This is a genomic window from Gemmiger formicilis (assembly GCF_018784445.1).
Classification (GTDB): Bacteria; Bacillota; Clostridia; order Oscillospirales; family Ruminococcaceae; genus Gemmiger.
In genome coordinates this window covers 143,032-167,822 of record NZ_WQOH01000052.1, presented here as the reverse complement: position 1 = coordinate 167,822, position 24,791 = coordinate 143,032, and the positions used below count along the sequence as shown (strand labels likewise).

Annotated in this window: 25 protein-coding genes; 17 read left to right on the top strand and 8 right to left on the bottom strand. The window is 60.8% G+C overall.

What is annotated here, in order from left to right; translation table 11 throughout:
* Window positions 1–154: 154 nt before the first annotated feature.
* Window positions 155–1,708, top strand: coding sequence for a putative PEP-binding protein (locus tag GPK89_RS13335; RefSeq protein ID WP_215693814.1), 1,554 nt, complete (start codon window positions 155–157; stop codon window positions 1,706–1,708).
* A 232-nt stretch (window positions 1,709–1,940) separates the two neighbouring features.
* Here the strand turns inward: GPK89_RS13335 and rpsT are convergent, their stop codons facing one another.
* Window positions 1,941–2,207, bottom strand: a complete 267-nt coding sequence (rpsT, locus tag GPK89_RS13330; protein WP_215693812.1) for a 30S ribosomal protein S20 — start codon at window positions 2,205–2,207, stop codon at window positions 1,941–1,943.
* A 139-nt stretch (window positions 2,208–2,346) separates the two neighbouring features.
* Between rpsT and spoIIP the strand changes: the two genes are divergently transcribed.
* The 3 genes from spoIIP to GPK89_RS13315 all read left to right on the top strand — a co-directional run bounded on the left by spoIIP (window position 2,347) and on the right by GPK89_RS13315 (window position 6,008).
* The gene (gene spoIIP / locus GPK89_RS13325) at window positions 2,347–3,483 is read left to right on the top strand and encodes a stage II sporulation protein P (RefSeq protein WP_215693810.1); all 1,137 of its coding nucleotides are present in this window, start codon (window positions 2,347–2,349) and stop codon (window positions 3,481–3,483) included.
* 111 nt (window positions 3,484–3,594) lie between these two features.
* Window positions 3,595–4,980, top strand: a complete 1,386-nt coding sequence (gene asnS / locus GPK89_RS13320) for an asparagine--tRNA ligase (RefSeq protein WP_215693808.1) — start codon at window positions 3,595–3,597, stop codon at window positions 4,978–4,980.
* The gene (locus GPK89_RS13315; RefSeq protein WP_215693806.1) at window positions 4,980–6,008 is read left to right on the top strand and encodes an A/G-specific adenine glycosylase; all 1,029 of its coding nucleotides are present in this window, start codon (window positions 4,980–4,982) and stop codon (window positions 6,006–6,008) included. Before asnS ends, GPK89_RS13315 begins: the two co-directional genes overlap by 1 nt.
* A 174-nt stretch (window positions 6,009–6,182) precedes the next feature.
* Here the strand turns inward: GPK89_RS13315 and GPK89_RS13310 are convergent, their stop codons facing one another.
* Window positions 6,183–6,911, bottom strand: a complete 729-nt coding sequence (locus GPK89_RS13310; protein ID WP_215693804.1) for an RsmE family RNA methyltransferase — start codon at window positions 6,909–6,911, stop codon at window positions 6,183–6,185.
* Between the two features lie 3 nt (window positions 6,912–6,914).
* Entirely contained in the window at window positions 6,915–7,835 is a 921-nt protein-coding gene (gene prmA / locus GPK89_RS13305; RefSeq protein WP_215693802.1) for a 50S ribosomal protein L11 methyltransferase, read from the bottom strand.
* A 188-nt stretch (window positions 7,836–8,023) separates the two neighbouring features.
* On the opposite strand from prmA, the gene GPK89_RS13300 reads away from it, so the two are divergent.
* The 5 genes from GPK89_RS13300 (at window position 8,024) to GPK89_RS13280 (ending at window position 11,867) form a co-directional block, all read left to right on the top strand.
* Window positions 8,024–8,593 carry a hypothetical protein gene (locus GPK89_RS13300; protein ID WP_215693800.1) on the top strand — a complete coding sequence of 190 codons (570 nt, stop codon included), beginning with the start codon at window positions 8,024–8,026 and terminating at the stop codon, window positions 8,591–8,593.
* A gap of 32 nt (window positions 8,594–8,625) precedes the next feature.
* A complete protein-coding gene (locus tag GPK89_RS13295; protein WP_215693798.1) occupies window positions 8,626–9,069 on the top strand; it encodes a SpoVA/SpoVAEb family sporulation membrane protein in 444 nt (147 codons plus the stop codon).
* Between the two features lie 3 nt (window positions 9,070–9,072).
* On the top strand, window positions 9,073–10,089 hold the full coding sequence (locus GPK89_RS13290) for a stage V sporulation protein AD (RefSeq protein WP_215693797.1): 1,017 nt from the start codon (window positions 9,073–9,075) through the stop codon (window positions 10,087–10,089).
* Window positions 10,086–10,442, top strand: a complete 357-nt coding sequence (gene spoVAE / locus GPK89_RS13285; protein ID WP_215693795.1) for a stage V sporulation protein AE — start codon at window positions 10,086–10,088, stop codon at window positions 10,440–10,442. The genes GPK89_RS13290 and spoVAE overlap by 4 nt, the downstream gene beginning before the upstream one ends.
* Before the next feature lie 87 nt (window positions 10,443–10,529).
* Window positions 10,530–11,867, top strand: a complete 1,338-nt coding sequence (locus GPK89_RS13280) for an MATE family efflux transporter (protein WP_215693793.1) — start codon at window positions 10,530–10,532, stop codon at window positions 11,865–11,867.
* Window positions 11,868–12,016: 149 nt separating this feature from the next.
* Here GPK89_RS13280 and GPK89_RS13275 read toward each other — a convergent pair whose 3' ends face one another.
* Complete coding sequence (locus GPK89_RS13275; protein ID WP_215693791.1) at window positions 12,017–13,465, bottom strand: S1C family serine protease; 1,449 nt, start codon at window positions 13,463–13,465, stop codon at window positions 12,017–12,019.
* 192 nt (window positions 13,466–13,657) lie between these two features.
* Here GPK89_RS13275 and GPK89_RS13270 point away from each other — a divergent pair, with 192 nt between their 5' ends.
* Together GPK89_RS13270 and GPK89_RS13265 are read left to right on the top strand one after the other, a co-directional pair.
* On the top strand, window positions 13,658–14,755 hold the full coding sequence (locus tag GPK89_RS13270) for a linear amide C-N hydrolase (protein WP_252261676.1): 1,098 nt from the start codon (window positions 13,658–13,660) through the stop codon (window positions 14,753–14,755).
* A 5-nt stretch (window positions 14,756–14,760) separates the two neighbouring features.
* Window positions 14,761–15,612 carry a GNAT family N-acetyltransferase gene (locus GPK89_RS13265; RefSeq protein ID WP_215693789.1) on the top strand — a complete coding sequence of 284 codons (852 nt, stop codon included), beginning with the start codon at window positions 14,761–14,763 and terminating at the stop codon, window positions 15,610–15,612.
* Between the two features lie 45 nt (window positions 15,613–15,657).
* Here the strand turns inward: GPK89_RS13265 and GPK89_RS13260 are convergent, their stop codons facing one another.
* Window positions 15,658–17,013 carry an MATE family efflux transporter gene (locus tag GPK89_RS13260; protein WP_215693787.1) on the bottom strand — a complete coding sequence of 452 codons (1,356 nt, stop codon included), beginning with the start codon at window positions 17,011–17,013 and terminating at the stop codon, window positions 15,658–15,660.
* A gap of 10 nt (window positions 17,014–17,023) precedes the next feature.
* Window positions 17,024–18,028 carry a nucleoid-associated protein gene (locus GPK89_RS13255; protein ID WP_215693785.1) on the bottom strand — a complete coding sequence of 335 codons (1,005 nt, stop codon included), beginning with the start codon at window positions 18,026–18,028 and terminating at the stop codon, window positions 17,024–17,026.
* Between the two features lie 103 nt (window positions 18,029–18,131).
* On the opposite strand from GPK89_RS13255, the gene GPK89_RS13250 reads away from it, so the two are divergent.
* Window positions 18,132–18,347: a hypothetical protein gene (locus GPK89_RS13250; RefSeq protein ID WP_215693783.1), complete on the top strand. Its 216-nt coding sequence runs from the start codon at window positions 18,132–18,134 to the stop codon at window positions 18,345–18,347.
* Window positions 18,348–18,424: 77 nt separating this feature from the next.
* Here GPK89_RS13250 and GPK89_RS13245 read toward each other — a convergent pair whose 3' ends face one another.
* Window positions 18,425–18,817 (bottom strand): thioesterase family protein, encoded by a 393-nt coding sequence (locus GPK89_RS13245; RefSeq protein WP_215693781.1) that lies wholly within the window; start codon window positions 18,815–18,817, stop codon window positions 18,425–18,427.
* Between the two features lie 294 nt (window positions 18,818–19,111).
* Between GPK89_RS13245 and GPK89_RS13240 the strand changes: the two genes are divergently transcribed.
* The 5 genes from GPK89_RS13240 to GPK89_RS13220 all read left to right on the top strand — a co-directional run bounded on the left by GPK89_RS13240 (window position 19,112) and on the right by GPK89_RS13220 (window position 23,751).
* Complete coding sequence (locus GPK89_RS13240; RefSeq protein WP_215693780.1) at window positions 19,112–20,440, top strand: uracil-xanthine permease family protein; 1,329 nt, start codon at window positions 19,112–19,114, stop codon at window positions 20,438–20,440.
* Window positions 20,441–20,560: 120 nt separating this feature from the next.
* Window positions 20,561–20,914 (top strand): hypothetical protein, encoded by a 354-nt coding sequence (locus GPK89_RS13235; RefSeq protein ID WP_215693778.1) that lies wholly within the window; start codon window positions 20,561–20,563, stop codon window positions 20,912–20,914.
* 91 nt (window positions 20,915–21,005) lie between these two features.
* Window positions 21,006–21,407 (top strand): ArsR/SmtB family transcription factor, encoded by a 402-nt coding sequence (locus tag GPK89_RS13230; RefSeq protein ID WP_252261667.1) that lies wholly within the window; start codon window positions 21,006–21,008, stop codon window positions 21,405–21,407.
* 199 nt (window positions 21,408–21,606) lie between these two features.
* Window positions 21,607–21,822, top strand: a complete 216-nt coding sequence (locus tag GPK89_RS13225; protein WP_215693776.1) for a cation transporter — start codon at window positions 21,607–21,609, stop codon at window positions 21,820–21,822.
* A gap of 66 nt (window positions 21,823–21,888) precedes the next feature.
* Window positions 21,889–23,751 carry a heavy metal translocating P-type ATPase gene (locus tag GPK89_RS13220; protein WP_215693774.1) on the top strand — a complete coding sequence of 621 codons (1,863 nt, stop codon included), beginning with the start codon at window positions 21,889–21,891 and terminating at the stop codon, window positions 23,749–23,751.
* A gap of 87 nt (window positions 23,752–23,838) precedes the next feature.
* Here GPK89_RS13220 and GPK89_RS13215 read toward each other — a convergent pair whose 3' ends face one another.
* A complete protein-coding gene (locus tag GPK89_RS13215) occupies window positions 23,839–24,534 on the bottom strand; it encodes a M23 family metallopeptidase (protein ID WP_215693772.1) in 696 nt (231 codons plus the stop codon).
* Window positions 24,535–24,791 lie beyond the last annotated feature (257 nt).

Genomic DNA, 24,791 nt, shown 5'->3' with positions numbered 1-24,791 from the left:
AGCTGCTAAGCCAAAAGCGCAGATAATACTGGATGTCTTATCGAGCATTTTGGCAACGCAGATGCCGTGCCGCAGCCGCCGGAGCGGTGCTTAAGCCGTAAGGCGGGAATTGTGCGGTATTGCCTAAGGAAATTCAATAAAGGAGGCCTACTCTATGCACACCTACACCGGCGTGCCGGCGTCGCCCGGCATTGTGGCCGGCCCGGTCGAACAGATCGACCACGGTACCACCGGCCTGCACCGCATCGTATGCGACCCCTTCCGGGAACGCGCGCTCTACGATGTGGCCGTTGTGCTGGCCAAGGATGAACTGCGCCGTTTGAGCCAGCGCGCCAAAGGCCCCGACGCGGATATCCTGCTTTTCCAAATCGCGCTGTTGGAGGATGAATCCTTTACCAACGAAATCGGCGATTACATAGCCGCCGGTGCAGGCGGTGCCGCCGCCGTGGAACGCGCCGAGCAGATTTTCGCCAACCGCTTAAAAAATGTCGATGATGAGTACATCCGGGAGCGCAGCGTCGATGTCTGCGACGTCTGCCGCCGCGTGGTGGATATCCTGGATGGCCGCCCGCGCCGCCGCCTGCATCTAAAGCGGCCCAGCATTCTGGTGGCTGACCGGTTCTTCCCCAGCGATTTGTTCAGCCTGGATCGCCGCATGGTGCTGGGCCTTGCCAGCGACAAGGACAGCACGGTCAGCCACGCCGCCATTATGGCGCGCAGCATGGGCATCCCCGCCGTGGTGCAGCTGGGCGAGGGGGCTTCTGCCATGGCGGCCGGGCGGCGGGCTATTCTGGACGCCGACAGCGGCACGCTGGTCGTGGAGCCGGACGGCGCACAGATCGCCCAGGCTGACTGTAAAATCGCCCTGAGCCGCCTGCACGGCGCACCGCCCGACCCGGCGGATACCCTGCCCTGCCTGACGAAAAACGGCACGGCGTTCCGCTTAATGCCCACCTGCAACCTGAGCGATAACGACCTGCCCCACACCCACGGCGCGGCGGGCGTGGGCATTGTGCGCACCGAGACGGCGCTGTTGTATGACCAGAGCACGGCCACACAGACCACCCGCCTGCGCGAACTGCTGAAAAACGCCGAGGGCGTCCCCCTGCTGGTGCGCAGCTGCGATACCCGCGCCGACGACGACGCCCCCTGGACCGGGGAGATGCAGGCTTGTATGAAAGGCCACCGGCTGTTCAAGCCGCAGATCAAGGCCATGCTGCAGGCTGCCCCGGACGGCGATCTGCGGGTGGTATTCCCGATGATCACCGACGTGAGCGACTGGGACGACTGTCTGCGCGAGGTGCAGGACTGCCGCGATGAGCTGCTGGAAGCGGGCTGCGAGACCGGCCCACTGACGATGGGCTGCGTGGTGGATATGCCCAGCGCCGCCCTGATGGCGGGCGACCTGATGGACCACGGTGCGCAGCTGCTGGCCGTGGATATCGAGGACCTGACCCGCTACACGCTGGGCCTTGTGCAGGACCCCACCGCTGCCATCAGGCAGCTGGCAAACCCCGCCGTACTGCGGCTGGTGCAGCATATTCTGGAGGAAGCCCAGGCCCGTGGGATGCAGGTGTACTTATGTGGCATCACCGTGGCCGCCGTCAGCGCCATGCCCGCGTATTTGAAGCTCGGTGTGCGCACCTTCAGCGCCGAACCGGCGGCCATTATGCCGCTGAAACGACTGCTGATGGAGCAGGAAGTATGACCACAAAAAAGTAGGGGAAGGATTTATCCCTCCCACAGCGTGCGCCATGATTACGATGTTAAATCGCAGCAGAGTTGTAGGGGCCGCATATATGCCGCCCCTACCCAGTGGCGTTGTTTTTGCCGCGTGCCTGCAACAAGGTTCCCGGGAGGGATAAATCTCTCCCCTACACACATTTAATAAATGAAAATGCCCGCCGTATTTCTACGGCGGGCATTGTTCATGCGATCAATTACTGAGCGGCAGCCTTGTTGGCGCGCTTAGCCATGCGGCTGATCTTGCGGGCAGCGGTGTTCTTATGGATGACACCCTTGCTCTTAGCAGAGTCGATGGCAGAGACAGCGACCTTAACGACGGTCTCCTTGTCAGCAGCATTGCTGTCGATGGCAGCGTTTGCCTTCTTGACCACTGTTTTCAGGTTGGACTTGATGGTCTTGTTGTGCAGAGCCTCTTTCTTGGCCTGAACAACGCGATCCTTCTGAGATTTAATATTAGGCATTCGTTCCACCTCCTTGGTTCCCCATAACAGTACAAGTTATCCTACCATACTTTTCCGAAAGTTGCAAGTGTTTTTTGAAAAAAACTTCATAGAAAGCAAAAAGTCCGCATAAATTTCTGGTACAGAGGGGGTGTGTGCCATGGGAAAGCTGCGCCGTTGGGCCGCTACGGCCCTGTGCGGGGCCGTGTTTGCGGGCGGTGTGCTGGCCGTGGCGGCGGCCTGTGCGGCTTGCCCAGGATGGGCATGGCTTATCCGCGGTGCACTTTTTTTGCAGGACCCCGGCGCAGCAGCTGCCGTCAGCTGGCCCGCCGACGCTGCCCAGACCGTCTACAAACCCCAGCGGCCCGATCGCCGACCGACGCCGTTGCCCACGGTGACGCCCTCCCCTGCCCCGACACAGGCCCCCACCGCAGAACCGACGCCCGGACCCACGGCCACGCCCCTGTCCAGCGCCGTGCCGGAGCTGCCGAAATCAGAATCTGCCGGGCGCATCCGCAGCGTGACCCTCAAACAGGGCAGCGGCGACGGCTATGTGCAGCTGGCGGCGGGCAGCATCAAAAACAGCACCGAGCACCCCGACGCCGACCTGCGCGCTGCCGTGACGACCCAGAGCCTGCCGTTTGCCATCGAGAAAAACAGCGGTGAGCCGCAAATTCTCATCATGCACACCCACGCCACCGAGAGCTACCAGACCTGGCCCGACCCGGTGTTTGACGAAAATTACACGGCCCGCAGCAAAAATACCGCGCTGAACATGGTGGCCGTGGGGGCCGAGATGGCCCGGGTGCTGAACGCGGCGGGCATAAACACCCTGCACGATACAACGCTCTACGACGCGCCCGGCTACACCAGCAGCTACCAGCGCAGCCGCGCGGGCGTGCAGGACTATCTGGCGCGGTATCCGTCCATCAAAATCGTGCTGGATGTCCACCGCGACGCCATCGAGGACAGCGACGGCACGCGGGTGAAGCCGGTGTGTGAAATTGACGGCGAGAGCACGGCGCAGGTCATGGTCATTGCCGGGTGCGACAACGGCGGCAGCGCCGCCCTGCCCAACTGGCGGCTGAACCTGCGCTTTGCCGCCGCGTGGGAAGCGGCCATGGAGGGTGCATATCCCGGGCTGACAAGGCCGGTGCTGTGTGGGTACAGGTTTTATAACCAAGACCTGACGACCGGTAGCCTTTTGATAGAAATAGGCGGCCACGCGAACACGCTGGACGAAGCGCTGCGAGCGGGAAGGTATGCAGCGGAAGGACTGGTGAAGGCGGTGGGGTGAGAGATAAAGGAAAGGCGGCAAGAGCAACGTTTGCCATAGTCCCCTCTTTACTTTTTATAAAATACCTGCTACAATAGCTATATTCATCGTATAAAGAGGAGTGGACTATCCATGCAGAGAACGGAACTTGCATCGCTGTACAAGGCCACCCCCGCAGACGGTACCAAGGTCACTGTCTGCGGCTGGGCAAAAACCGTGCGCGATTCTAAAAATATCGGCTTTATCTCGCTGTCCGACGGCAGCTGCTATAAGCCCGTCCAGATCGTTTTCCAGGCTGACAAGCTCGCCAACTATGCCGAGATCGCCAAGTGCGGCCTGTACACGAGCTTTGAGGTCACCGGCACGCTGGTCGTGACCCCGGGCGCCAAGCAGCCCTTTGAGATCAACGCCGACGAGATCACGGTGCTTGGCCCCTGCGGCGGTGATTATCCGCTGCAGAAAAAGAAGATGGGCATGGATTACCTGCGCACCATGACCCACCTGCGCCCCCGCACCAACACCTTCAACGCGGCGTTCCGCGTGCGCGGCCAGGCGGCGTTTGCCCTGCATCAGTTCTTCCATGAGCACGGCTTTACCTACGTGCATACGCCGATTTTTACCGGCTCTGACTGCGAGGGCGCCGGTGAGATGTTCCAGGTCACGACCCTCGACCTCAACGACATCCCCCGCAACGACGAGGGCGGCGTTGACTATACGAAGGACTTCTTCAAGCGCCCGGTCAACCTGACCGTCTCCGGCCAGCTGGAAGCCGAGGCCATGGCGATGGCGCTGGGCAACGTCTACACCTTCGGTCCTACCTTCCGCGCCGAGAAGAGCTACGACACCCGCCACGCCGCCGAGTTCTGGATGATCGAGCCGGAGATGGCTTTCGCCGACCTGAACACCTACCTGGAGACCGCCGAGGCCATGACCCGCTACGTCATCCGCTACCTGCTGGACAACTGCCCCGACGAGCTGGCCTTCTTCAACCAGTTCTTTGACAAGGGTCTCATCGAGCGCTTGGAACTGGTTGCCAGCAGCGACTTTGCCCGCGTGACCTACACCGACGCCATCGAGCTGCTGAAGAAGAACAACGACAACTTCCAGTACAAAGTCGAGTGGGGTACCGATCTGCAGACCGAGCACGAGCGCTACCTGACCGAGCAGATCTTCAAGAAGCCGGTGTTCGTCACCGACTACCCGAAGGAAATCAAGGCGTTCTATATGCGCCAGAACGAGGACGGCAAGACTGTTGCTGCTGCCGATATGCTGGTGCCCGGCATCGGTGAGCTGATCGGCGGCTCTCAGCGTGAGGAGCGCCTCGATGTGCTGGAGGCCCGCATGAAGGAGCTGGGTCTGAACACCGCCGACTATGACTGGTATCTCGACCTGCGCCGCTACGGCAGCGTCAAGCATGCCGGCTACGGTCTGGGCTTTGAGCGTCTGCTGATGTATGTCACCGGCATCCCCAACATCCGCGACGTCATCCCCTTCCCCCGCACCTGTGGTGGTTTTTGATGGAGCCCATTGCCGCACCGCTGCTGCAATGGTTTAACGCAAACAAGAGGCTCCTGCCTTTCCGGCAGGAGCCTTCTGCGTACCACATCTGGGTCAGCGAAATTATGCTGCAGCAGACCCGCGTGGCAGCGGCGATACCCTATTATGAACGTTTTATCGCGGCTTTGCCGAACCCTGCCGCCCTGGCGGCCTGTGAGCCGGACGCCTTGCGCAAGCTGTGGCAGGGCCTTGGCTATTACAACCGCGTCAACAATATGCAGAAAGCCGCCCGCATCGTCTGTGAGCAGTACGGCGGAGACCTGCCCGCCGACTACGACGCCCTGCGCAGCCTGCCGGGCATCGGAGACTACACGGCGGGCGCGGTGGCGAGCATTGCCTTTGGCATCCCCGCCCCTGCGGTGGACGGGAACGTCCTGCGCGTCTTTGCGCGGCTGTACAACGACGACGCCGACGTGATGAACCCGGCGACGAAGCGGCTGTTTACAGAGCGGGTTTTGGCGCAAATGCCCAAAGCCACACCCGGCCCCTACAACGAGGCCCTGATGGAGCTGGGTGCGCTGGTCTGCGTGCCCGGCACGCCCCGGTGCGGGGAATGCCCGCTGGCCGACCTGTGCCAGGGGTATGAGGCGGGCCGCGCGGCGGAACTGCCCGTGAAGCCCGCGCCCAAGGCCAAGAGCAAAGTGCCGGTGACGGTGGCGCTGATTGAAAGCGAGCGTGGGTTACTATTACAGCGGCGGCCCGCCCATGGCCTGCTGGCCGGATTGTGGCAGCCCGCCGCATGGGAAAAGGCGCTGACAAGGGACGAACTGTGCGCTGCGCTGGCGAAACTGGGCGTGCAGGCCGCGCTGGCCGCGCCGCTGCCGCCCGCAAAGCACGTATTTACGCACAAGGTTTGGGAACTTGGCGGGTGGAAAGGCACGGCGAAAGCGTGTGAGCTGCCCGACGGCTATGTCTGGGCAGCCGCCGAGGACTTGGCCGAGGTATACCCCGTGCCGAATGCGTTTGGGGCGTATGTGAAGGCGAAATAGTAGAGTTGTAGGGGCCGCACATGTGCGGCCCGCGGGTTTCCCATTAGTGTCCGTTAGCCTTTTACCTGCGGGCCGGGCATGCCCGGCCCCTACAAGGGCAATAATAACACAAAGAGGAGCGTTACCCACATGCGGGTGGCGCTCCTCTTTGTTTTTACATACTATGGTTTGTGGTTACTCCAAATTCCCCGTCAGCAGCATCGTCGCTGTCAGCGCGGCCAGGGGCGCGGTCTCGCATCGCAGGATGCGCGGGCCTAAGCCTACCGTCACGGCCCCGGCAGCTTTCGCAGCGGCGGCCTCCTCGACGGAAAAACCGCCCTCGCTCCCGGTGACGATGGCAATGCGCTTGTACCGGCTGGGGTGCAGGATCTCCCGCAGCGGCGCACCGCCGCCCTCGTAGAAGAACAGCACAAGGTCAAAATCCGCAAATGCCTTGCACACCGCACCAAAATCCGGCAGCGGCATCGCCACATGGGGCAGCATTGCGCGGCCTGCCTGCTTGGCGGCTTCGGCGGCAATGCGGTTGTACCGCTCGCACTTCACATCCTCTTTTTTAGGCGATGCTACGCAGTATCGGCTGAAAAACGGTACAACTTCAGTCACGCCCAGCTCGACGCTGTGGCGGATGACTTCTTCCAATTTGCCCGCCTTGGGGTAGCCCGCAAACAGCGTTACGGCGCAGTCCGGCTCGGCCTTGCTGGTTGTGCCGTCGGTGACGGAAAACTCCACCCGCCCCGGCTCAATGGCCGTGACCGTGCCGAGATATTCCAACCCGTCCGGGCCGCAGAGGACGACTTCCTCACCCAGTTTGGCACGCATGACGTCGGCTAGGTGGTGGGCATCGCTGCCGGTCAGCGCGGCGCGGCCGTCGGCCAGCTCCCGGGTAAAATAACGATGCGGCATACTTTACGCCTCTTTCTTTTCGCAGATGATGCAGACCCAGCCGCGCTTTTCCTTGACCTCGATGGGCGCAAGACCTGCGGCTTGCAGCCCGGTGAGCACTTCATCCTTGCGCTCGGTGATGATGCCGCTGGCGATGAAACGTGCGCCCGGGGCCATCAGCGGCGGCACGTGGGGGGCCAGCGACAGGATGGCCGCCGCCACGATGTTGGCCGTGATGATGTTGTACTGCCCGCTGGCCTGGTCGGACAGATCGCCGACGAGGACTTTAAAGTGGTCGGCCACGCCGTTGCGCTGGGCGTTCTCACCCGCGGTGCGCACGCACATCGGGTCGATGTCCACGCCCTCGGCCTCGGCTGCGCCGAGCTTCAGTGCGGCAATGGCCAGAATGCCGGAGCCGGTACCGATATCCAGCACCCGCTCGCCGCCCTTGACCAGGCTGTCCAGCGTTTCCAGGCAGAGCGAAGTCGTCTCGTGCGTGCCGGTGCCGAAGGCCATGCCCGGGTCCATGATGATCTTGATGCGGTCGGTCTGGTGATCCTCCCACCCGGGCACGATGGCAAGACGGTTGCCAATATCCATTGCGTGGTAGTATTTTTTCCAGCCGTTCTGCCAGTCCTCCTGCTCGACGCCGGTGGTGTTAAGCTGATAGTTGATGCCGCTGTTCTGCAGGCGTTCCTCAAACAGGGGCAGAACCTCGGCGGGGTTTTCATCGGGTGCAAGGTACATATGTACGATGACGACGTCGCGGGGCTTGTCCAGCAACTCCTGCTCGATGAGGTCCACGTGGGCAATCTCCCACGCCTGCTGTTCCAGGTCGCTGTAATCCTCGATATAAATGCCGCCGTTGGCGACCATCGTTGCGATGGCCTCGGCCGTGTCTGCGTCACGCTTGGCGACGGTAATGCTGATGTCAGTCCATTCCATGTGGGTGGCTCCTTGTTTATAAAGTGTGTCGCAAATGGCGGCGGTCAGAGGACTGACCGCCCTACAGGGCAGCCGCATGGTAGGGCGGCCAGTCCTCTGGCCGCCGCTGGGCAGCACCCGTGATGCGTAATTTTACCTATTATACCGTATTTTCCCCCACAATTCAATCACAGAAAGGAGAAATCCCTATGCAAATCCTGCGCCTGTCCCCTGCTGCGTGCGAAGAACTCTACCACACGGCGCTGCCGCGGGATTTCCCTGCGGCGGAGCTCAAACCCTTTGCCGAGATACAGCGCCTGTTGGACGCGGGCATTTACGAGCCGCTGCTGCTGACCGACGACGCAGGTGTGCGGCTGGCCTACGCGTGGCAGGTCGTGCTGCCGGGCCAGCGGACGGCGCTGTTGGACTACTTTGCCGTGCGGTGTGACCTGCGGGGCGGCGGCGTTGGCACCCAGGCATTGCAGCTCGTCAAGGCCTACGACGCCATGCGGGTGCATGATCTATTGTTGGAGTGCGAGCACCCCGCCGAGGCCCCCGACCCTGCCGTGGCGCGGCGGCGCATCGGGTTTTACCTGCGGGCGGGGGCGCGGGCCACGGCGCTGGAAAGCCGGGTGTTTGGCACGCGGTACGCCGTGCTTTCCCTGCCCTGCGGCGGCACGGTTCCCGACGCCGCCCTTTGCAAAGAGCTGCGCGCACTGTACAAAACGATGATACCGCAGCCGTATTATCGCGGGAACGTTATATTTTACGGCAACTAAGCCCATACTACCCCCAAAAGGAGGTATGGACTGTGAAACTGGACCCCAAGCAATATGACGAAATGGTAAACCGCGCGTCGCCGCCTTCGCCGGTGGTGCGGGACTGCGTGTGGGCGTTCTGCGTCGGCGGGGCTATCTGCACCCTGGGCGAGGGGCTGCGCCAGCTGTTTTTGATTTGGTACGACAAAACGCTGGCAGGCACCCTGACGAGCATTGCGCTGATTTTCCTCGCCGCCGTTTTCACGCTGCCGGGCTGGTATCAGAAACTGGCCGCCAAGGCGGGCGCGGGTACGCTGGTGCCCATCACTGGGTTTGCCAACTCGGTCGTCAGCCCGGCGATTGAGTTCAAGGCCGAGGGCTGGGTGACAGGCGTAGGTGCAAAGATTTTTGGCATCGCCGGGCCGGTCATCGCCTTTGGCACGCTGGCCAGCTTTGTGTGGGGCGTCATCTACTGGCTGTTGGGAAAGGTGGGGTGACACATGATACGAAAGGGTGATACCCTGCTGTTTGACGCGCCGCCCACCGTGGCGGCCTGGGCGGCGGCGGGCGGCAAAAAGGAGAGCGAAGGCCCACTGGCCTCGGCCTTTGACTTCGTGACCCAGGACGCGGGCTTTGGTGAGCAGGGCTGCGAAAACTGGGAGCAGGCCGAAAGCATTTTGCAGCGCAAGGCGGCGGAACTCTGCCTGCGCAAGGCGGATACACCGCGCACGAAGGTGGATATCGTCTTTGCGGGCGACTTGCAGGCCCAGTGTACGGCCAGCAACTACACGATGCGGGAGCTGGGCGTGCCGTTCGCGGGCGTGTACGGCGCGTGTTCTACGATGGCAGAGACGCTGGGGCTGGCCGCTGCGTTTGCGGCGTCCGGTATGGCAGAACGCGCCATGGCACTGACCAGCAGCCATTTTTGCGCAGCAGAACGGCAATTCCGCACACCACTGGAATACGGCGCCAAGCGCACCCCCACGGCCCAGTGGACGGCCACAGCGGCGGGAGCCTGCCTGGTGCGGGCGCACGGCGGGCAGGGCGTGCCGGTGCTCTCGGTGACGTTTGGCCGCGTGCAGGATTTTGAGGTACACGACATCAACAACATGGGCGCGGCCATGATGCCCGCCGCGGCATCCACGCTGCTGCGCTATTTTGCGGCGACCAACACCCGCCCGCAGGACTTTGACGCGATCTTTACCGGGGACTTGGGCGAGGTCGGCTCGGCCCTTTTGCGAGAGCAGATGGCAAAGGAGGGCGTACCGCTGGACAACCATCAGGACTGCGGCTGCCTGCTGTATGACACACAGGGCCAGAATGTGCAGGCGGGCGGCAGCGGGGCCGGGTGCAGCGCGGCGGTGCTGTGCTGTAAAATACTGCCCATGCTGGCGGCTGGTCAGCTGCGCCGCGTGCTGTTTATGGCCACCGGGGCGCTGATGAGCCAGACCACGTTTTTGCAGGGCGAGAGCATTCCAGGCATTGCCCACTGCGTTGAGCTGGGAGGTGCGGTATGAACTACGTCTGGGCGTTTGTGGCAGGCGGCCTAATTTGCGTCGTGGGGCAGTTGTTTATCGATTATACCAAGCTCTCCCCTGCCCGGATTTTAACCGGGTATGTGGTGGCGGGCGTAATTTTAAGCGCCGTGGGTCTGTACAAGCCGCTGGTGGACTTTGCCGGGGCTGGGGCCAGCGTGCCGCTGCTGGGTTTTGGTCATCTGCTGGCCCAGGGCGTACAGAACGCCGTGGACGAGTGCGGGCTGCCCGGCGCGTTTACCGGCGGGCTGACAGCCGCCAGCGGCGGGATCGCGGCCAGTTTGATTTTTGGAGTATTGGCCGCGTTGGTGGGGAAAAGTAAGGATCAGAACTGAGTTGAGAAAGCCTTCCTTTGACAAGGGAGGCCTTTCTGTTTTATACTAGGTATGGTGTAAAAACAGAAGAAGAGGTTTTCAGCTCTCATGCAAAAACAACTCACTACAGGCCCGGTCATGCCTACGATGCTGCAGTTTGCGGTGCCTATGATTTTGGGTGATTTGCTGCAGCAATGCTACAATATTGCCGATACCCTCATTGTGGGGCGGTTCATCGGCACCGGGGCGCTGGCGGCGGTGGGGTCGGCGTTCACGCTTATGACCTTTTTAACGTCCATCCTGCTGGGTCTTGCCATGGGCAGCGGCACGGTGTTTTCCATCAAATATGGTCAAAAGGACGATGCAGGGTTAAAAGAGGGCATCCTTGCCAGCTTTGTGCTGCTGGCGGGTGTCACGGCGGTGCTGGTATTTGCTGTGTACGCCGGGTTCGACGGCATTATCTGGTTCCTGCGCATCCCTGCCGAGATCGACGCCATGATGCGGACGTACCTGCGCATCGTGTTTGCGGGGCTGGCTGCGACATTTCTCTATAATTATTTTGCGTCGCTGCTGCGGGCGCTGGGCAACTCGGTCGTGCCGCTGGTGTTCCTGGCGGTGTCGGCGGGGCTGAACATCGTGCTCGACCTTTGGTTCGTCTGCGGGCTGGGGCGCGGCGTGGCCGGTGCCGCCGAGGCGACCGTCATTGCACAGTACGTCTCCGGCGTGGGCATTGCGCTGTACACCTGGTTCGGGTTCCCGCTGCTGCGAGCGGCCTGTCGGGCCAAGCTGCGGCCCGCCCGCATAAAAGAAATCGCGTCCTTCTCGGCGCTGACCTGCATCCAGCAGTCTGTCATGAATCTGGGCATCCTGGCCGTGCAGGGGCTTGTCAACAGCTTTGGCACGGTGGTCATGGCGGCGTTTGCGGCGGCGGTCAAAATCGACGCCTTTGCGTACCTGCCGGTGCAGGATTTCGGCAATGCGTTCTCGATCTTCTTGGCGCAGAACTACGGTGCACAGGAGAAAGGCCGCCTCAAACAGGGTATGCGCGGCGCGTTTGCCGCGGCGGCAGGGTTCAGCGTGGCGGTCAGCGCTGTGGTGTATGGGTTTGCCGCGCCGCTGATGCGGATCTTTATTGATGCGGGCGAGATGGATGTCATCGCCGAGGGCGTGCGGTATCTGCACATCGAGGGCGCGTTTTATTTAGGTATCGGCTGGCTGTTTTTGCTGTACGGCCTGTACCGCGCCGTGGGGCGGCCGGGTATGTCGGTGGTGCTCACGGTCATTTCGCTGGGCATCCGCGTGGCGCTGGCCTATACGCTTTCGGCAATCCCGGCGGTTGGCGTGGTCGGCATCTGGTGGAGCGTGCCCATCGGCTGGTTTTTGGCCGATGCTGTGGGGCTGGGGTATTATTGGTGGAAACGGCGGACGTTGTTTGAGATGCGGTGAAAACCGCTAGGCAGAGTTGTAGGGGCCGCAGCCTTCCCGCAAACGACCGCTCTCCCTACGCGCCCGGGCCGGGCATGCCCGGCCCCTACGGATAAATATCAAAAAAGGGATGCAGGCCGCAAAACCTGCATCCCTTTTCTTATGCTATTTTACTGTGCGCTCGACCCCAGGGCAACGTTCAGCGTCAGCACCTTACCGTCGCGCTCGACCTGCAAGGCCACCGTGTCGCCAATGGATTTATCCTTCAGGTAGTTCTTCAACGCGGAGGTATCGCTCACCGCCGTGTCATCCACGGCCAGCACGCGGTCGCCCGCCTGCACGCCGCCGGCTTCGGCACCGCTGCCCTTGGTGACTTCCACCACGTAAACGCCCATGGTGGAAACGCCCAGCTGCTGCGCGGTCTGTGCGTCGGTCACATCAACGATCTTGACGCCCAGCGCCGGACGCGCCACGCTGCCGCTCTCAATCAGCTGCTGGCCGATTTCCATGGCTGTGTTGATGGGAATGGCAAAGCCGATGCCCTCGGCTTCACTGTAGCTGCTCTTGGCGTTGACAATGCCGATCAGTTCGCCGTTGCCGTTGAAGAGGCCGCCGCCAGAGTTGCCCGGGCTGATGGACGCATCGGTCTGGATCAGCGTCATATCGTTGTCTTGCACCGTGACCTGGCGGTTCAGGGCGCTGACAACGCCGTCGGTGACGGTGTTGGACAGCGTACCCAGCGGGTTGCCGACGGCCACGGCCACTTCACCCACGGCCAGCGCGTCGCTGTCGCCGATGACCGCCGGGGTCAGGCCGGTGGCGTCGATTTTCAGTACCGCGATATCGGAGGTGGAATCCTGGCCGACGATGGTCGCGTCATAGCTCTCATCGCTGCCGTCCAGCTGGACCTTAACACTGGTTGCGCCGCTGACAACGTGGGCGCAGGTCAGAATGTAGCCATCCTGGCTGATGATGACGCCGGAACCAGCACCGCTCTGCACGTAGTAGCCGCCGAACCAGGTCTGGCTGCTGCTCATCTGCTCGGTGGTGATGGCCACGACGCTGGGCGAGACGACAGACGCGATCTGCTGGACGCTCATGTTCGTGCCGCCGGTGCTGCCTGTGGTGGTGGCGTCGGTGTCCGTACTGCGCTGCACCTGTTGCACAACGACCTGGCTGCCTGTCAGGCCCATGCGGCTGGCGGCCACTGCGCCGCCAAAACCGCCGCCGAAGCCCAGCGCCACAACGCCGACACCGGCCAGCACGCGGAGCAGGACCTTGCGGCCGCCCTTCTTCTTCTCGGGCATGGGGGGCTGCTGCGGGGCGCTGGCGTAGCTGTACCCATTGTAGCCGCCGCTGCCGCCATTGCCGCCGCTGAAGCTGCTGGTGTAGCCGCTGTTGTCCTGCTGGAACTGCGGGCTTGCGCCGCAGCCGGAATAATCCGTGCGGGCGGTGTTTGCGGTGTTGGCCCCGCTGGAACCTACATTGGGGTAGGCGCTGTCCTGTGCGGGCTGCTGCGGGGCGGTTTGTTCGGGCTGTGCAGGCTGCGCATTGTTCTGTGCAGGCTGCCCGCCGGATGTATTGTTATAGAGACCGGAGTAATCGTATTCGTTGCTCATATGGGTCGTCTCCTTTCGCTTTCGATGCTTACAGTATACAGGGTAATTGTGAAATAGGTTTCGTCAGAGAGTGAAAACTCTGTGAAAAGCGGTGAAAACCGTGATAAATTCTCCGTTGCGCCGCGCAACAGGATGTGCTATAATCAAATTATAAAGTATACATACAAAAGGGAGGCGTTTTCTGTGAAAAAGATGATCCTGCGTGTTCTGTTGGCGCTTTTGCTGCTGGTATTGCTGGCGGCAGCCGGGTTTGGCGTGCTGTATGCCGGGCGGCTGCGCACGGTGAACAGCATTGAAAAAATCACCGATTACAGCGACTATAATCTCTACCGCATGGACGTCCGGTACGATTACAGCATCGACGATGTCATCAACTACGGCATCACCGACAATCAATCGATGATCGATGCCATCCTGAAGGAAACGCTTCCCCTGCTGCCCATCCATATGAAAGCCCCACAGTTCGGGTGCAGCGCCTTTGCAACGGTGCAGGATAGGCATATCGTGATGGGCCGCAACTACGACTTCAAGCGTGATACCTCGGCCATGCTGGTCTATTGTACGCCGAAGGACGGTTACAAATCCGTGGCGCTGGCCGCGCTGGACAATATCTCGGCCAACCAGCCGGATGTGAGCATGGCGAAAAAGCTCGCCTGCCTGACCGCACCGTTCATCTGTCTGGACGGTATGAACGAGAAGGGCGTGTCCATCGCCGTGCTGACGCTGGACAGTGAGCCGGTCAACCAGGACACCGGCAAGCAGAAAATTTTTACGACCCTTGCCATCCGCCTGGTGCTGGACCGCGCCGCCACGACCCAGGAGGCGGTGGACCTGCTGGACAGCTACGATATGTTTGCAACGTCGGGGCGAGACTACCACTTCTTTGTCACCGATGCCGCCGGCGATGCCCGTGTCATTGAGTACGACCCGGAGCAGGAAGGCCGCCCGCTGCGCTGGACGGCGATGCAGGCCATCACGAACTTTTACGGCTGCTATGCCTATTTAGTGCAGCCGAACCAGAAAAATGGCATCTACGGCCATGGCAAAGAGCGCTATGACGCCATTATGGACGTTCTGGCAATGCGCGATTCTGATGGGAATATCCCAGCGGATACCGCCTGGCTGGCGTTGCAGGCATCCGCCCAGGACCCCAACCCCGAGGACGTGACCAGCAATACCCAGTGGTCGCTGGTGTATGACGATAGCGCGCTGACCGCGCAGATCGCCCTCCGCCGCAACTGGGACGATGTGATCCATTACGACCTGAACACAAACACGATTGACGGGTAACGACTATGCAGATCAAGCAGGAAAAAGGGCACTACACTTTATATAAGGAGAACGAGGCCATCGGCATGGCGGTCGTGGACGGCGCGACCATCCTGCGGTTGGAGATCGTACCCGAGTGGCGCGGCCGCGGCTATGGCAGTTACTTAGTCAAAGAGCTGCTGCGGCGCGGCGGCGGGCTGGACCCCAAGCAGGCCACCCGGTTTACTGCGCCCCTGCCCCGGGACGAGGCGGGCCGTGCGCTGGCGCGGCGGTTCGACTTTTTACCCGAGGGCGGGCGGCTGGTGCGCCGCCGCGTGCCCGACTTGTCTGCTGTGCAGCTCTGCCATGAATTTTTGGAGGCCCACCTGACCCCCGGCGGGCTGTTTCTGGACGCGACCTGCGGCAACGGCAACGATACGCTGTTCCTCTGCCGCCTGGCCGGGCAGAATGGCCGCGTGCTGGGCATGGATATCCAGCCCCAGGCCGTGGACCGCACGAACCGCCGCCTGAAAGAGGCCGGGTATGATAAAATCGGCCGCGCGGTGCTCTACGATCACGCCCGGCTGGGCGAACTGGTGCAGCCCGGCAAGGTGGATTGCGTGCTGTTCAATTTCGGCTGGCTGCCCGGGGCCGAGCATGATATACATTCGACTGCTGATGGCAGTGTGCCCGCCCTGCGTGCGGCGCTGGATGCCCTGCGCCCCGGAGGGGTGCTGGCGGCGGTGCTGTACAGCGGCAAGGTCATCGGCGATGCCGAAAAGCAGGCGGCGCTGGCGTTCTTCCGCACGCTGCCGCTGACGAAGTATACGGTACTGGTCTGTGAGTTTGCCAACTGGGCTGACACTGCCCCGCTGCCGTGCTTTGTGATTAAGAAATAAAAAAACTGCCATGCATCTTTCGCGATGCATGGCAGTTTTTTGTAATTATTCCGGCGCTCCCCCGCCCAATCGGGGGATTGGACAGTGCTTGATATACCAGGCAAACAGCACCGACGAGATACTCCAGGTGATGGGATACGCCCAGAACACGACACCGATCTGATGGATAAAGTGCAGCGTGATGGTGATATAGGTGATGCGCAGCGCACACCAGACCATCAGCATGACCATCATTGGCACGACCGGGCGGCCCAGCCCGCGCAGAATGCCCGCCGAGCAATGGCTGAACGCCAGCAGGCAGTAGAACAGTGCGGCCGTGTGGGCCTGCTGCACGCCGAAGGCAATGACCTCCGGCTCACGGCTGAACGCGCCGATGAGCCACGGCGACCCAAAGTAAATGCACAGGCCGACGATCTCGGCCATCAACACCGAGCAGAGGGAACCGAATTTCATGCCCTTTTTTACGCGGTCAGGCTGGCCTGCACCAACATTCTGGCTGACGAAGGTCGCCAGCGCCATCGAGAAGCAGGTCACAGGCAGGAAGGCGAAGCCCTCCACCTTGCTGTACGCGCCGCAGCCCGCCATGGCCTGCGCACCGAACGAGTTGATGTTGGACTGCACAATAACGTTGGCAATCGAAATGACCGAGTTCTGCACGCCGGAGGGCAAGCCCTGCACAATGACCGCCTTGAGCGACGGGCCGTCAAATCTGACTTCCCGCCAGCGGACGGCCCATGCTTCTTGGGATCGCATCAGCTTGGCGAAGGCGAGAATGGCGCTGACCGTCTGGGAGGCAATGGTGGCGAAGGCTGCCGCGCCCACGCCGAAGCGCAGCCAGCCGACCAAAATTAAATCCAGAATAATATTGATGATGGACGCTGTGATAAGATACTCCATCGGGCTTTTGCTGTCGCCCACAGACTGTAAAATACTCGCACCTACATTGTACATAACAACGGCGATCGAGCCCATAAAGTACATACGGAAGTAGGAAATCGAGTTGACGAGCACGTCGGCGGGGGTGCCCATCCAACGCAAGATCTGCGGGGTCAGGATGACGCCGACGACTGTCAGCGCCACACCGGCGGCCAGGCCCAGCGCCACGGTGGTGTGGATGGTGCGGCGCATCCTGTCCCAATCTTTGGCACCGAAATACCGTGCCACCACGACGCCCGCACCCAGCGAAACGCCATTGACGAAGCCGGTCAGCAGAAAAATCAAACTGCCGGATGAGCCGACGGCGGCCAGCGCCTCGCCGCCCAGAAAGTTGCCGACGATCAGGGAGTCGGCGGCGTTATACAGCTGCTGGAACAGGTTGCTGACGAAAATCGGCAGCGCAAACAGCAGCATCCCTTTGGCCACGCTGCCCTGTGTCAGTGTGGTTTTTTGTTTTGTTTCCATGTTTTGCTTTTTACACCAATACGTCCTTGATCAACAAACTCAACCCGCCGGTGGCCGAATGGATGAACTCAACGGCATCGTCGGAACTGCACAATTCGGCGGGGATTTTAATTTCAATGCCGGATTCGGTCTTGAAACTGCGGCTTTCCAGCTTTTTGATGCGGGCGGGGGTCACGGTCACGCGGTCGTTCTCCTGCACGCCGGTCTCGGCCAGGGCTTCCTCAAATTTCGGCGCGGCCAGGGGAAAATTCTCCCGGATACGCTCGCGCACGTCCTCGACGGAGATTTGATTGTCCACGGCCTGGTTGCGCACCAGCAGCTCCACGGCGGTCTCGGTGCCGCCGTCAAAGGGCGGTACATCGTCCAGTTCCTCCGGCTCGGGGTAGGCCTCCTTCACCGCGGCGACGGCAGTCTCGCAGACGGCTTTCAGCTTGGCTTTCTCCTGCAAAGCCTCGGTGCAGCCGAACACGCGGGTGGAAAGGTAGAAGTCCTTTTTATCGTCCAGCGTGAATTTTTTCTCAATGAGCCGCACCGTGCCGTTGGCGCGGTCGATAAGGGCGGCTTCGTCGGCCTTGGGCGTGCCGGGCAAAAGGGTCCGCTGCGGGACCATGCTGCTGAACCGACCGTTGCCCATCAGCTCGGTGTGGTGGGTGTAACCGGGGCGGTAGTTTAATTTCAGCACGCCGTAGAACGGTACGCCGTCGGCGGTGAAATCCACCACGGCCAGATCGCCCGCCGGGATGGCCTGGTATTGCAGCATCTGCTCAAAAATCACGCCCGCAATGCGGCGGGACAGGTCGATGAAATCGTTGTTCTGCGCCATTTCGGCGGCAAAGGCCGAATCGGGCAGAAAGCGGCAGTTCTTGACCTCGTCGCTGGCAAAGGCGCGCTCAAGGGTGGCGGTGTAGTATTCGTACAGGTCGGCGTCCATATCCATGGCGCGGTCCGACAAAACCGGCTCCGACGCGCCGGGGTCGAGCAGGTGCAGCACGACCTGGTTGAGTTTGAGTTCCATAGTTTGCAAAGCTCCTTAAAAATGGCGATAAATTTTATTATACCACGATTTGGCAGGTTTGGGTAGAGCCTGCGGCGGGCAGAATGAAAATGAGGTGATTTTGTTGGATAAGAAATTGGATAGAAAACAAAAGGACGAACTGCTAAGCCGCACGGTGCCCAGCCGCCAGAAGCAAGCCAAGGAATACTTGCAGGGCCGCAGCCCCGGCACGATGCAGCGCTACGCCCCCGACGCCTACGCCGACAGGCGGGAAGGCTGGGTGGAGAGCGAGGAGACCGTGCGGGACCTGGTGGACTGGCGGGAGGAGGCAATTTATTAAAAGAGGCGGCGGGGGCGGAATCCCTCCGACCTCGCTTTGACAAGGGAGGCTGTCCGCGGCAGCGGACTGAGGGATTCCTACTTCGCCGTCAGTTTGCTGTTTGCCTTGCGGGTAAAACGCTCGTTATCCACGATATACCGCTCATGGGTCGCGGTGGCAACTTCGGTAACATCGTCGTAGACGCGGGCGGTGAAGCACAGGCGGCGGTCCTCAACAGCGGTCAGCTCACAGTCGCATTGCACGACCATCCCCACCGGGGTGGGGGCTGTGTGGGCCAGCGTCAGCGCCGTGCCGACGGTGCCCTGGTCCAGTTCCAGCTCTGCCGCGACGGACTGCCAGCAGGTCTTTTCAATTAAAGCGGCTACGGCCGGGGTAGCCAGCACCGGCAGCTCGCCGCTGCCCATGGCCTGGGCTGTATTTTCGGTGGTGACACGCAGCGCCGCGTGCCCTTTGATACCGGGGGTAAGCATAAGTCAATATCTCCTATTATACTTTTTTATTTAATTTATAATAACACACTTTCCGACAAAAAGATAGTAGGGGCTGGGCATACCCGGCCCGCGCGTGTAAGGCGGACGGCCATTTGAGGGAAAGTTGAGGGCCGGGCGTGCCCGGCCCCTACATGACGACAAAATTTTCCTAACATCTTGCACTTTCCCGCTATTTCTGCTATCCTTATAAAGATAAGCAAGGAGGCTGCGGTTTTTGGGTAAAAAACGTTCAGTCTCCCTTTTTTGCGGCCATTGTGAGGAGGAATTTTATTTATGGCAGAAAAAATCGATTACTCGCAGGGCATCTATGATGCCAAGCAGCTGGGCACGCCCAAGCTGCTGATCCTCGGCGCACAGCATATGTTCGCCATGTTCGGCGCTACCGTGCTGGTGCCGCTGCTGACCGGCCTGAGCGTCAGCACCACCCTGCTCTGCGCAGGTCTGGGCACGCTGCTGTTCCACTTCCTGTGCAAGGGCAAGGTCCCCGCGTTCCTGGGTTCCAGCTTCGCGTATCTGGGCGGCTTTACCATCGTGACCAACGGCGGTGCCAACCCGGAGAATCTTCCCTACGCCTGCGCGGCCGTGGCCCTGTCCGGCCTGGTCTACGTGCTGTTCAGCGCGCTGATCTCCGCGTTCGGCATCCGCAAGATGATGAAGTTCTTCCCCCCGGTCGTCACCGGCCCCATCATCATCGCCATCGGTCTGATCCTGGCCCCCAGCGCCATCAACAACTGCCAGAGCAACTGGCTGCTGGCCTTCGTCGCGCTGGCAACCGTCATCGTCTGCAACATCTGGGGCAAGGGCATGGTCAAGATCCTGCCCATCCTCATCGGCGTGCTGGTTTCCTACGCCGTGGCGCTGGTCACCGGCGCAGTTGACTTCCAAGCCATCGGTGCTGCCGCCTGGTTCGGCATCCCCCTGCATAAGGATTCCATGGGTCTGTTCGCCATCGACGGCAGCGAGACCTTCATCAGCGCCGTGTTCACCATCGTGCCCATCGCGCTGGCAACCATGATGGAGCATATCGGCGATATTGCCGCTATCTCCGCCACCACCGGCAAGAACTACATCCGTGACCCGGGCCTGAACAAGACCCTGCTGGGCGACGGCCTTGCCACCGCCATGGCCGGCCTGCTGGGCGGCCCCGCCAACACCACCTACGGCGAGAATACCGGCGTGCTGGCCCTGACGAAGATTTACGATCCCCTCGTCATCCGCATTGCAGCTGTGTTTGCGCTGATTCTGAGCTTCTGCCCGAAGTTTGAGGCCGTCATCAACACGATCCCTTCCGGCATCGTCGGCGGCATCAGCTTTGTGCTGTACGGCATGATCTCCGCCATCGGTGTGCGCAATGTCGTTGAGAATAAGGTCGACTTTACCAACTCCCGCAACCTGATTATCGCCGCCGTCATTCTGGTCAGCGCCCTGGGCTTCAACTCTGTGGGCGGCATCAGCTTTGGTCTGGGCAATGTCACCATCAACCTGTCCGGTCTGGCTATCGCCGCCATCGCCGGTATCCTGCTGAACGCTATCCTGCCCGGCAACGACTATGAGTTCGACGAGGGCAGCAACGAGCCTGAGTCCGCCAGCCTGCGCGTTTGATAAACGGCTGCCAGGCGGCGGGGTGAGGGCACCCCGCCCTACGACCAACCCAAATGTGCGGCGTAGGGCGGCATACCCACATACCGCCGCAGGCAGCACTTTACGGAAAGGAATGCTTCTATGACCGCTTCCGACTTCACCAACCTGCACCTGCAATACAAATCCGCCCAGGCTGACGGCGAGGTCCCTGCGGTCATTGAACATGACTTCCCGGGCGGGCGGATGGTGGATCACTACTTTGTCACCCCCTCCCCTGCTTTCTGGGCTGACGAGGGCGTGCAAAGTCTCGACGGTGTGTCCGGCATCCTGTTTTTGCAGCAGCCCGACGGTGCGCCGTGGAAGATACTCGTCCATGAGCAGAGCATGATTAAAGAAGTTGTCTTTGACTTTCCCGAGGAAGAGTTCCGAAAAATGCTGGCTGACAACGGCGTGACCCTGCCAGGCGAGCCGGGCTTTGCCCCCATCACCGACTAAGATTTTTTCCCCCCCCGGATGTGAGAATTTTCACATCCGGGGGATTTTTTTGTGTTTTTCTATTGACAAAGTGTATATTAGGATGTATCATATGAACAAACGAACATATGAAGGGATGATGACGGTGTCTGAGAACGAAAAAACAGGCGAAAAGCTACCTGAAACCGCCCAGCTGGGTGAGGCCGACATCCGCCGCCTGCAGGATGACCTGCCCAATGACGAGGTGCTGTACGACCTGGCCGAACTGTTCCGGGTGTTCGGCGATTCAACGCGCATCAAAATTTTGTATGCACTGTTTGAGAGCGAGCTTTGCGTCAATGATATCGCCCAGGTCGTGGGTATCTCGCAGAGCGCTGTCAGCCACCAGCTGCGGCTGCTGAAAACCAGTAAGCTAGTCAAGTTCCGCCGTGAGGGCAAGGCCATGTATTATTCCCTGGATGATGACCACGTTCGCAGCATGATCGCGCTGGGCATGGAGCATACGGAAGAGTAAAAAGCCTCCCCCTAGGGGGAAAAAGGTGGCCGAGGGCCGGATGAGGGGCGGCGTTTCGGCAGTGACCCGCCAACGAGTAATAACGGCAAGTTTGCCCTTCATCAGTCCGCTTCGCGGACAGCTTCCCCCTCAGGGGAAGCCTTTTAATCCAGTTACCCATATTAAAAAAATATTTATTTATACAAAGGAGTCCACCATCATGCAGAAGAAATTCAAGATCGAAGTCGATTGCGCAAACTGCGCTGCTAAAATCGAGACCGCTATCAAGGAACTGCCCGGTGTTAAGAACGCCAGCGTCAGCTTTATGGCCCAGAAGCTGCTGCTCGAGGCCGACGACGATAAGTTTGACGCCGTGCTGAAGGATGCCGTCAAGGCTGCGAAGAAGGTCGAGCCTGATTTCGAGATCGAGCTGTAAGTTCGCCCATATAGCGGCCCATCCCGACGATGGGCCCTTTTTATACCCAAAATGGAGGTCATATCCATGACGAAGAAGCAAAAAAAGACACTGAAGCGCATTATCATCGCGGCGGTGCTCACGGCGGTGCTGGCGCTGCTGTTCCACTTTGCGGAGCTGCCCTGGTTCGTGCAGTTGGTGCTGTGGCTGGTGCCGTATCTGGTCATCGGCCACGATGTCCTGCGCAAGGCGTTCATGGGCATCAAGAGCGGCGAGATCTTTGACGAGAACTTCCTGATGGCGGTCGCCACGGTGGGTGCCATGGGCTGCGGTGAATACGCCGAGGGCGTGGCCGTTATGCTGTTCTACCAGATCGGGGAGCTGTTCCAGTCCTATGCCGTCGGCAAGAGCCGGGCGAGCATCTCGGCGCTGATGGACATTCGCCCCGACAGCGCGAACTTGGAGGCCGAGGACGGTACGGTTTCCGTCGTTGACCCTGACGATGTACCCATCGGTTCCACCGTCGTCGTCAAGCCCGGCGAAAAGATCCCGCTGGACGGCGTGGTCCTCTCCGGTGAGTCCACGCTGAACACCGCCGCCCTGACCGGCGAGAGCCGCCCGCGCACTGTGCGTCCCGGCGATGAGGTCATCAGCGGCTGCGTGAACGACGACAGTGTGCTGCGCGTCCGGACGACAAAAATTTACGACGAGTCCACCGTTGCGAAAATTCTCGACCTGGTGGAAAATTCCAGCCTGAAAAAGTCCCCCGTCGAGAACTTCATCACGAAGTTTGCCCGCTACTACACCCCCGCCGTCTGCATCGGCGCACTGGTGCTGGCCATTGTGCCGCCGCTGTTCCTGGGCGGCTGGCTTGACTGGATCATGCGTGCGCTGACCTTCCTGGTCATCAGCTGCCCCTGTGCGCTGGTCATTTCTATCCCCCTCACCTTCTTCGGCGGCATCGGCGGCGCGTCCAAGTGCGGCATCCTGGTCAAGGGCGGCAACTACCTCGAGGCCCTGTCCAAGACCGGCGTTGCCGTGTTTGACAAGACCGGCACCCTGACGAAGGGCGTTTTCAAAGTCACCCACACCGCCCCTGTTGACGGCGTGAGCGAGAAGGATCTGCTCGAGAGTGCCGCGCTGGCCGAGAGTTTTTCGAGCCATCCCATCAGCAAGAGCCTTCGCGAGGCCTGCCCCGACCTGGATGCCCGCCGCGCCTTTGACGCGCAGGAAATCGCGGGTCACGGCGTGAAAACGCAGGTCGATGGTCATACCGTGCTGGCCGGCAACGCCCGCCTGATGGAGAGTGAGGGCGTCACTTACACCGCCGCCGAGGGCGCAGGCACCATCGTCTACGTCGCCCGCGACGGACAGTTCCTCGGCTCCATCCTGATTTCCGACGAGGAAAAGCCCACGGCCAAGGCGGCCATGCAGGGCTTGCAGGCCCAGGGCGTGCGTACCGTCATGCTGACCGGCGACACCCCTGCGGTGGCTGAATTGGTTGCGAAAGATTTGGGCATCGATGAGGTCCACGCGGGCCTGCTGCCCGCCGATAAAGTCGAGTGGGTCGAGAAGCTGCTGGGCCAGAAACCCGCAAAGAAAGAGCTTGCCTTCGTGGGCGACGGCATCAACGATGCGCCGGTGCTGATGCGTGCCGATATCGGCATTGCTATGGGTGCGCTGGGCAGTGATGCCGCCATCGAGGCCGCCGATGTTGTGCTGATGGACGACGACCCGGCAAAAATCAGCCTGGCGATGCGAATTTCCCGCAAGTGCATGACGATTGCCTACCAGAACATTGTGTTCGCGCTGGCAATCAAGGCGCTGTGCCTGATTCTGACCGCGCTGGGCATTACCAATATGTGGTGGGGCGTTTTTGCCGACGTCGGCGTCATGGTGCTGGCCGTGCTGAACGCGACCCGGATGCTGAATGTGAAGCAGTACCAGTAAAATTTGCATAAGAACAGGCGTGTGCCCGATGTGGGTACACGCCTGTTTGGGTTTCGGGCAGTGGGGAACGGCTTTTGCCGTCTGCTATTACATCAACCCCTCCGGGTCGAGGTACGCACCATCCTTGATGCACTCCAAGTGCAAATGCGCCTCGCCGCTTGCCTCGGCGGGGACGCTCCCCGCCTTGCCGATTGCGGTGGCGGTCGTCACGCTGTCCCCGGCTTTGACTTCCGTGTCAGTCAGCCCGCAGTACCGCCAGGTCACACCGTTCTTGTCGGTGATTTCCACCACATATCCCCACAGTGCGTCCTCGGTTACGGAATCGACCTTGCCCGCCTTGGCCGGGTACACACTCTCCCCTGCCGGGGCTGCGTAGTCCGCGCCGTTGTGGGTGCGCCAGTCGCCCAGCGTCGCACTGTACACCAGTTCATCTCCGCTGAATGCTGCCAGCGGCTTGGCGTCCCAGATGCCAGGGGCTGCGGCCGCCTGCGCCGAGGTGGTGCTCTCGGCGGGTGGTGTGGTCGTGCGCGGTTCAGCCGTCGGTGCGGTGGTGGGCGCTGTCGTCGGCTTGGGCACATCCTGGGCGGGTTTGTCGATGGCCGTGTCCGGCTGCGTCCAGGTCGTGTCGTCCTGCAAAGCCTCCTTGCGGAGGCGCGTCAGGTCGGCCACGTTGCCCACGATGCTGCGCAGTGCCAGAATGCCCGCCGCCGTGGCCGCAAACACCATAGCCAGACAGAACAGGTACAGCCCTTTTTCCTTAAAAAATTGCTTGATATGGTTCATCTTGCCCCATCCTTTTCTTGTGGAAATGTTGTGTATGCCGTTAGTTTGGGCCGCCCGCGGCGCTTTATACACGGTATGTGAAATACGTTTTGTATAATTGCAAAATATAATACAAATCGTTGCGCTGCGCCTGAAAATTTCCGTTGCATTTCCGCACAAAACCGTGTATTATATACTATTGGATTATTATAGAGGAGTGTGCCCCGATGTGACGACCTCATAATTTCATTTTTGCCCGCCGGGCAAAAACACCACCA

Bases quoted from the DNA above. Each gene is read 5' to 3' on its own strand.
- GPK89_RS13335 (WP_215693814.1), top strand. From the start codon at position 155: ATGCACACCTACACCGGCGTGCCGGCGTCGCCCGGCATTGTGGCCGGC.
- rpsT (WP_215693812.1), bottom strand. From the start codon at position 2,207: ATGCCTAATATTAAATCTCAGAAGGATCGCGTTGTTCAGGCCAAGAAA.
- spoIIP (WP_215693810.1), top strand. From the start codon at position 2,347: ATGGGAAAGCTGCGCCGTTGGGCCGCTACGGCCCTGTGCGGGGCCGTG.
- asnS (WP_215693808.1), top strand. From the start codon at position 3,595: ATGCAGAGAACGGAACTTGCATCGCTGTACAAGGCCACCCCCGCAGAC.
- GPK89_RS13315 (WP_215693806.1), top strand. From the start codon at position 4,980: ATGGAGCCCATTGCCGCACCGCTGCTGCAATGGTTTAACGCAAACAAG.
- GPK89_RS13310 (WP_215693804.1), bottom strand. From the start codon at position 6,911: ATGCCGCATCGTTATTTTACCCGGGAGCTGGCCGACGGCCGCGCCGCG.
- prmA (WP_215693802.1), bottom strand. From the start codon at position 7,835: ATGGAATGGACTGACATCAGCATTACCGTCGCCAAGCGTGACGCAGAC.
- GPK89_RS13300 (WP_215693800.1), top strand. From the start codon at position 8,024: ATGCAAATCCTGCGCCTGTCCCCTGCTGCGTGCGAAGAACTCTACCAC.
- GPK89_RS13290 (WP_215693797.1), top strand. From the start codon at position 9,073: ATGATACGAAAGGGTGATACCCTGCTGTTTGACGCGCCGCCCACCGTG.
- spoVAE (WP_215693795.1), top strand. From the start codon at position 10,086: ATGAACTACGTCTGGGCGTTTGTGGCAGGCGGCCTAATTTGCGTCGTG.
- GPK89_RS13280 (WP_215693793.1), top strand. From the start codon at position 10,530: ATGCAAAAACAACTCACTACAGGCCCGGTCATGCCTACGATGCTGCAG.
- GPK89_RS13275 (WP_215693791.1), bottom strand. From the start codon at position 13,465: ATGAGCAACGAATACGATTACTCCGGTCTCTATAACAATACATCCGGC.
- GPK89_RS13270 (WP_252261676.1), top strand. From the start codon at position 13,658: ATGATCCTGCGTGTTCTGTTGGCGCTTTTGCTGCTGGTATTGCTGGCG.
- GPK89_RS13265 (WP_215693789.1), top strand. From the start codon at position 14,761: ATGCAGATCAAGCAGGAAAAAGGGCACTACACTTTATATAAGGAGAAC.
- GPK89_RS13260 (WP_215693787.1), bottom strand. From the start codon at position 17,013: ATGGAAACAAAACAAAAAACCACACTGACACAGGGCAGCGTGGCCAAA.
- GPK89_RS13255 (WP_215693785.1), bottom strand. From the start codon at position 18,028: ATGGAACTCAAACTCAACCAGGTCGTGCTGCACCTGCTCGACCCCGGC.
- GPK89_RS13245 (WP_215693781.1), bottom strand. From the start codon at position 18,817: ATGCTTACCCCCGGTATCAAAGGGCACGCGGCGCTGCGTGTCACCACC.
- GPK89_RS13240 (WP_215693780.1), top strand. From the start codon at position 19,112: ATGGCAGAAAAAATCGATTACTCGCAGGGCATCTATGATGCCAAGCAG.
- GPK89_RS13235 (WP_215693778.1), top strand. From the start codon at position 20,561: ATGACCGCTTCCGACTTCACCAACCTGCACCTGCAATACAAATCCGCC.
- GPK89_RS13230 (WP_252261667.1), top strand. From the start codon at position 21,006: ATGAACAAACGAACATATGAAGGGATGATGACGGTGTCTGAGAACGAA.
- GPK89_RS13225 (WP_215693776.1), top strand. From the start codon at position 21,607: ATGCAGAAGAAATTCAAGATCGAAGTCGATTGCGCAAACTGCGCTGCT.
- GPK89_RS13220 (WP_215693774.1), top strand. From the start codon at position 21,889: ATGACGAAGAAGCAAAAAAAGACACTGAAGCGCATTATCATCGCGGCG.
- GPK89_RS13215 (WP_215693772.1), bottom strand. From the start codon at position 24,534: ATGAACCATATCAAGCAATTTTTTAAGGAAAAAGGGCTGTACCTGTTC.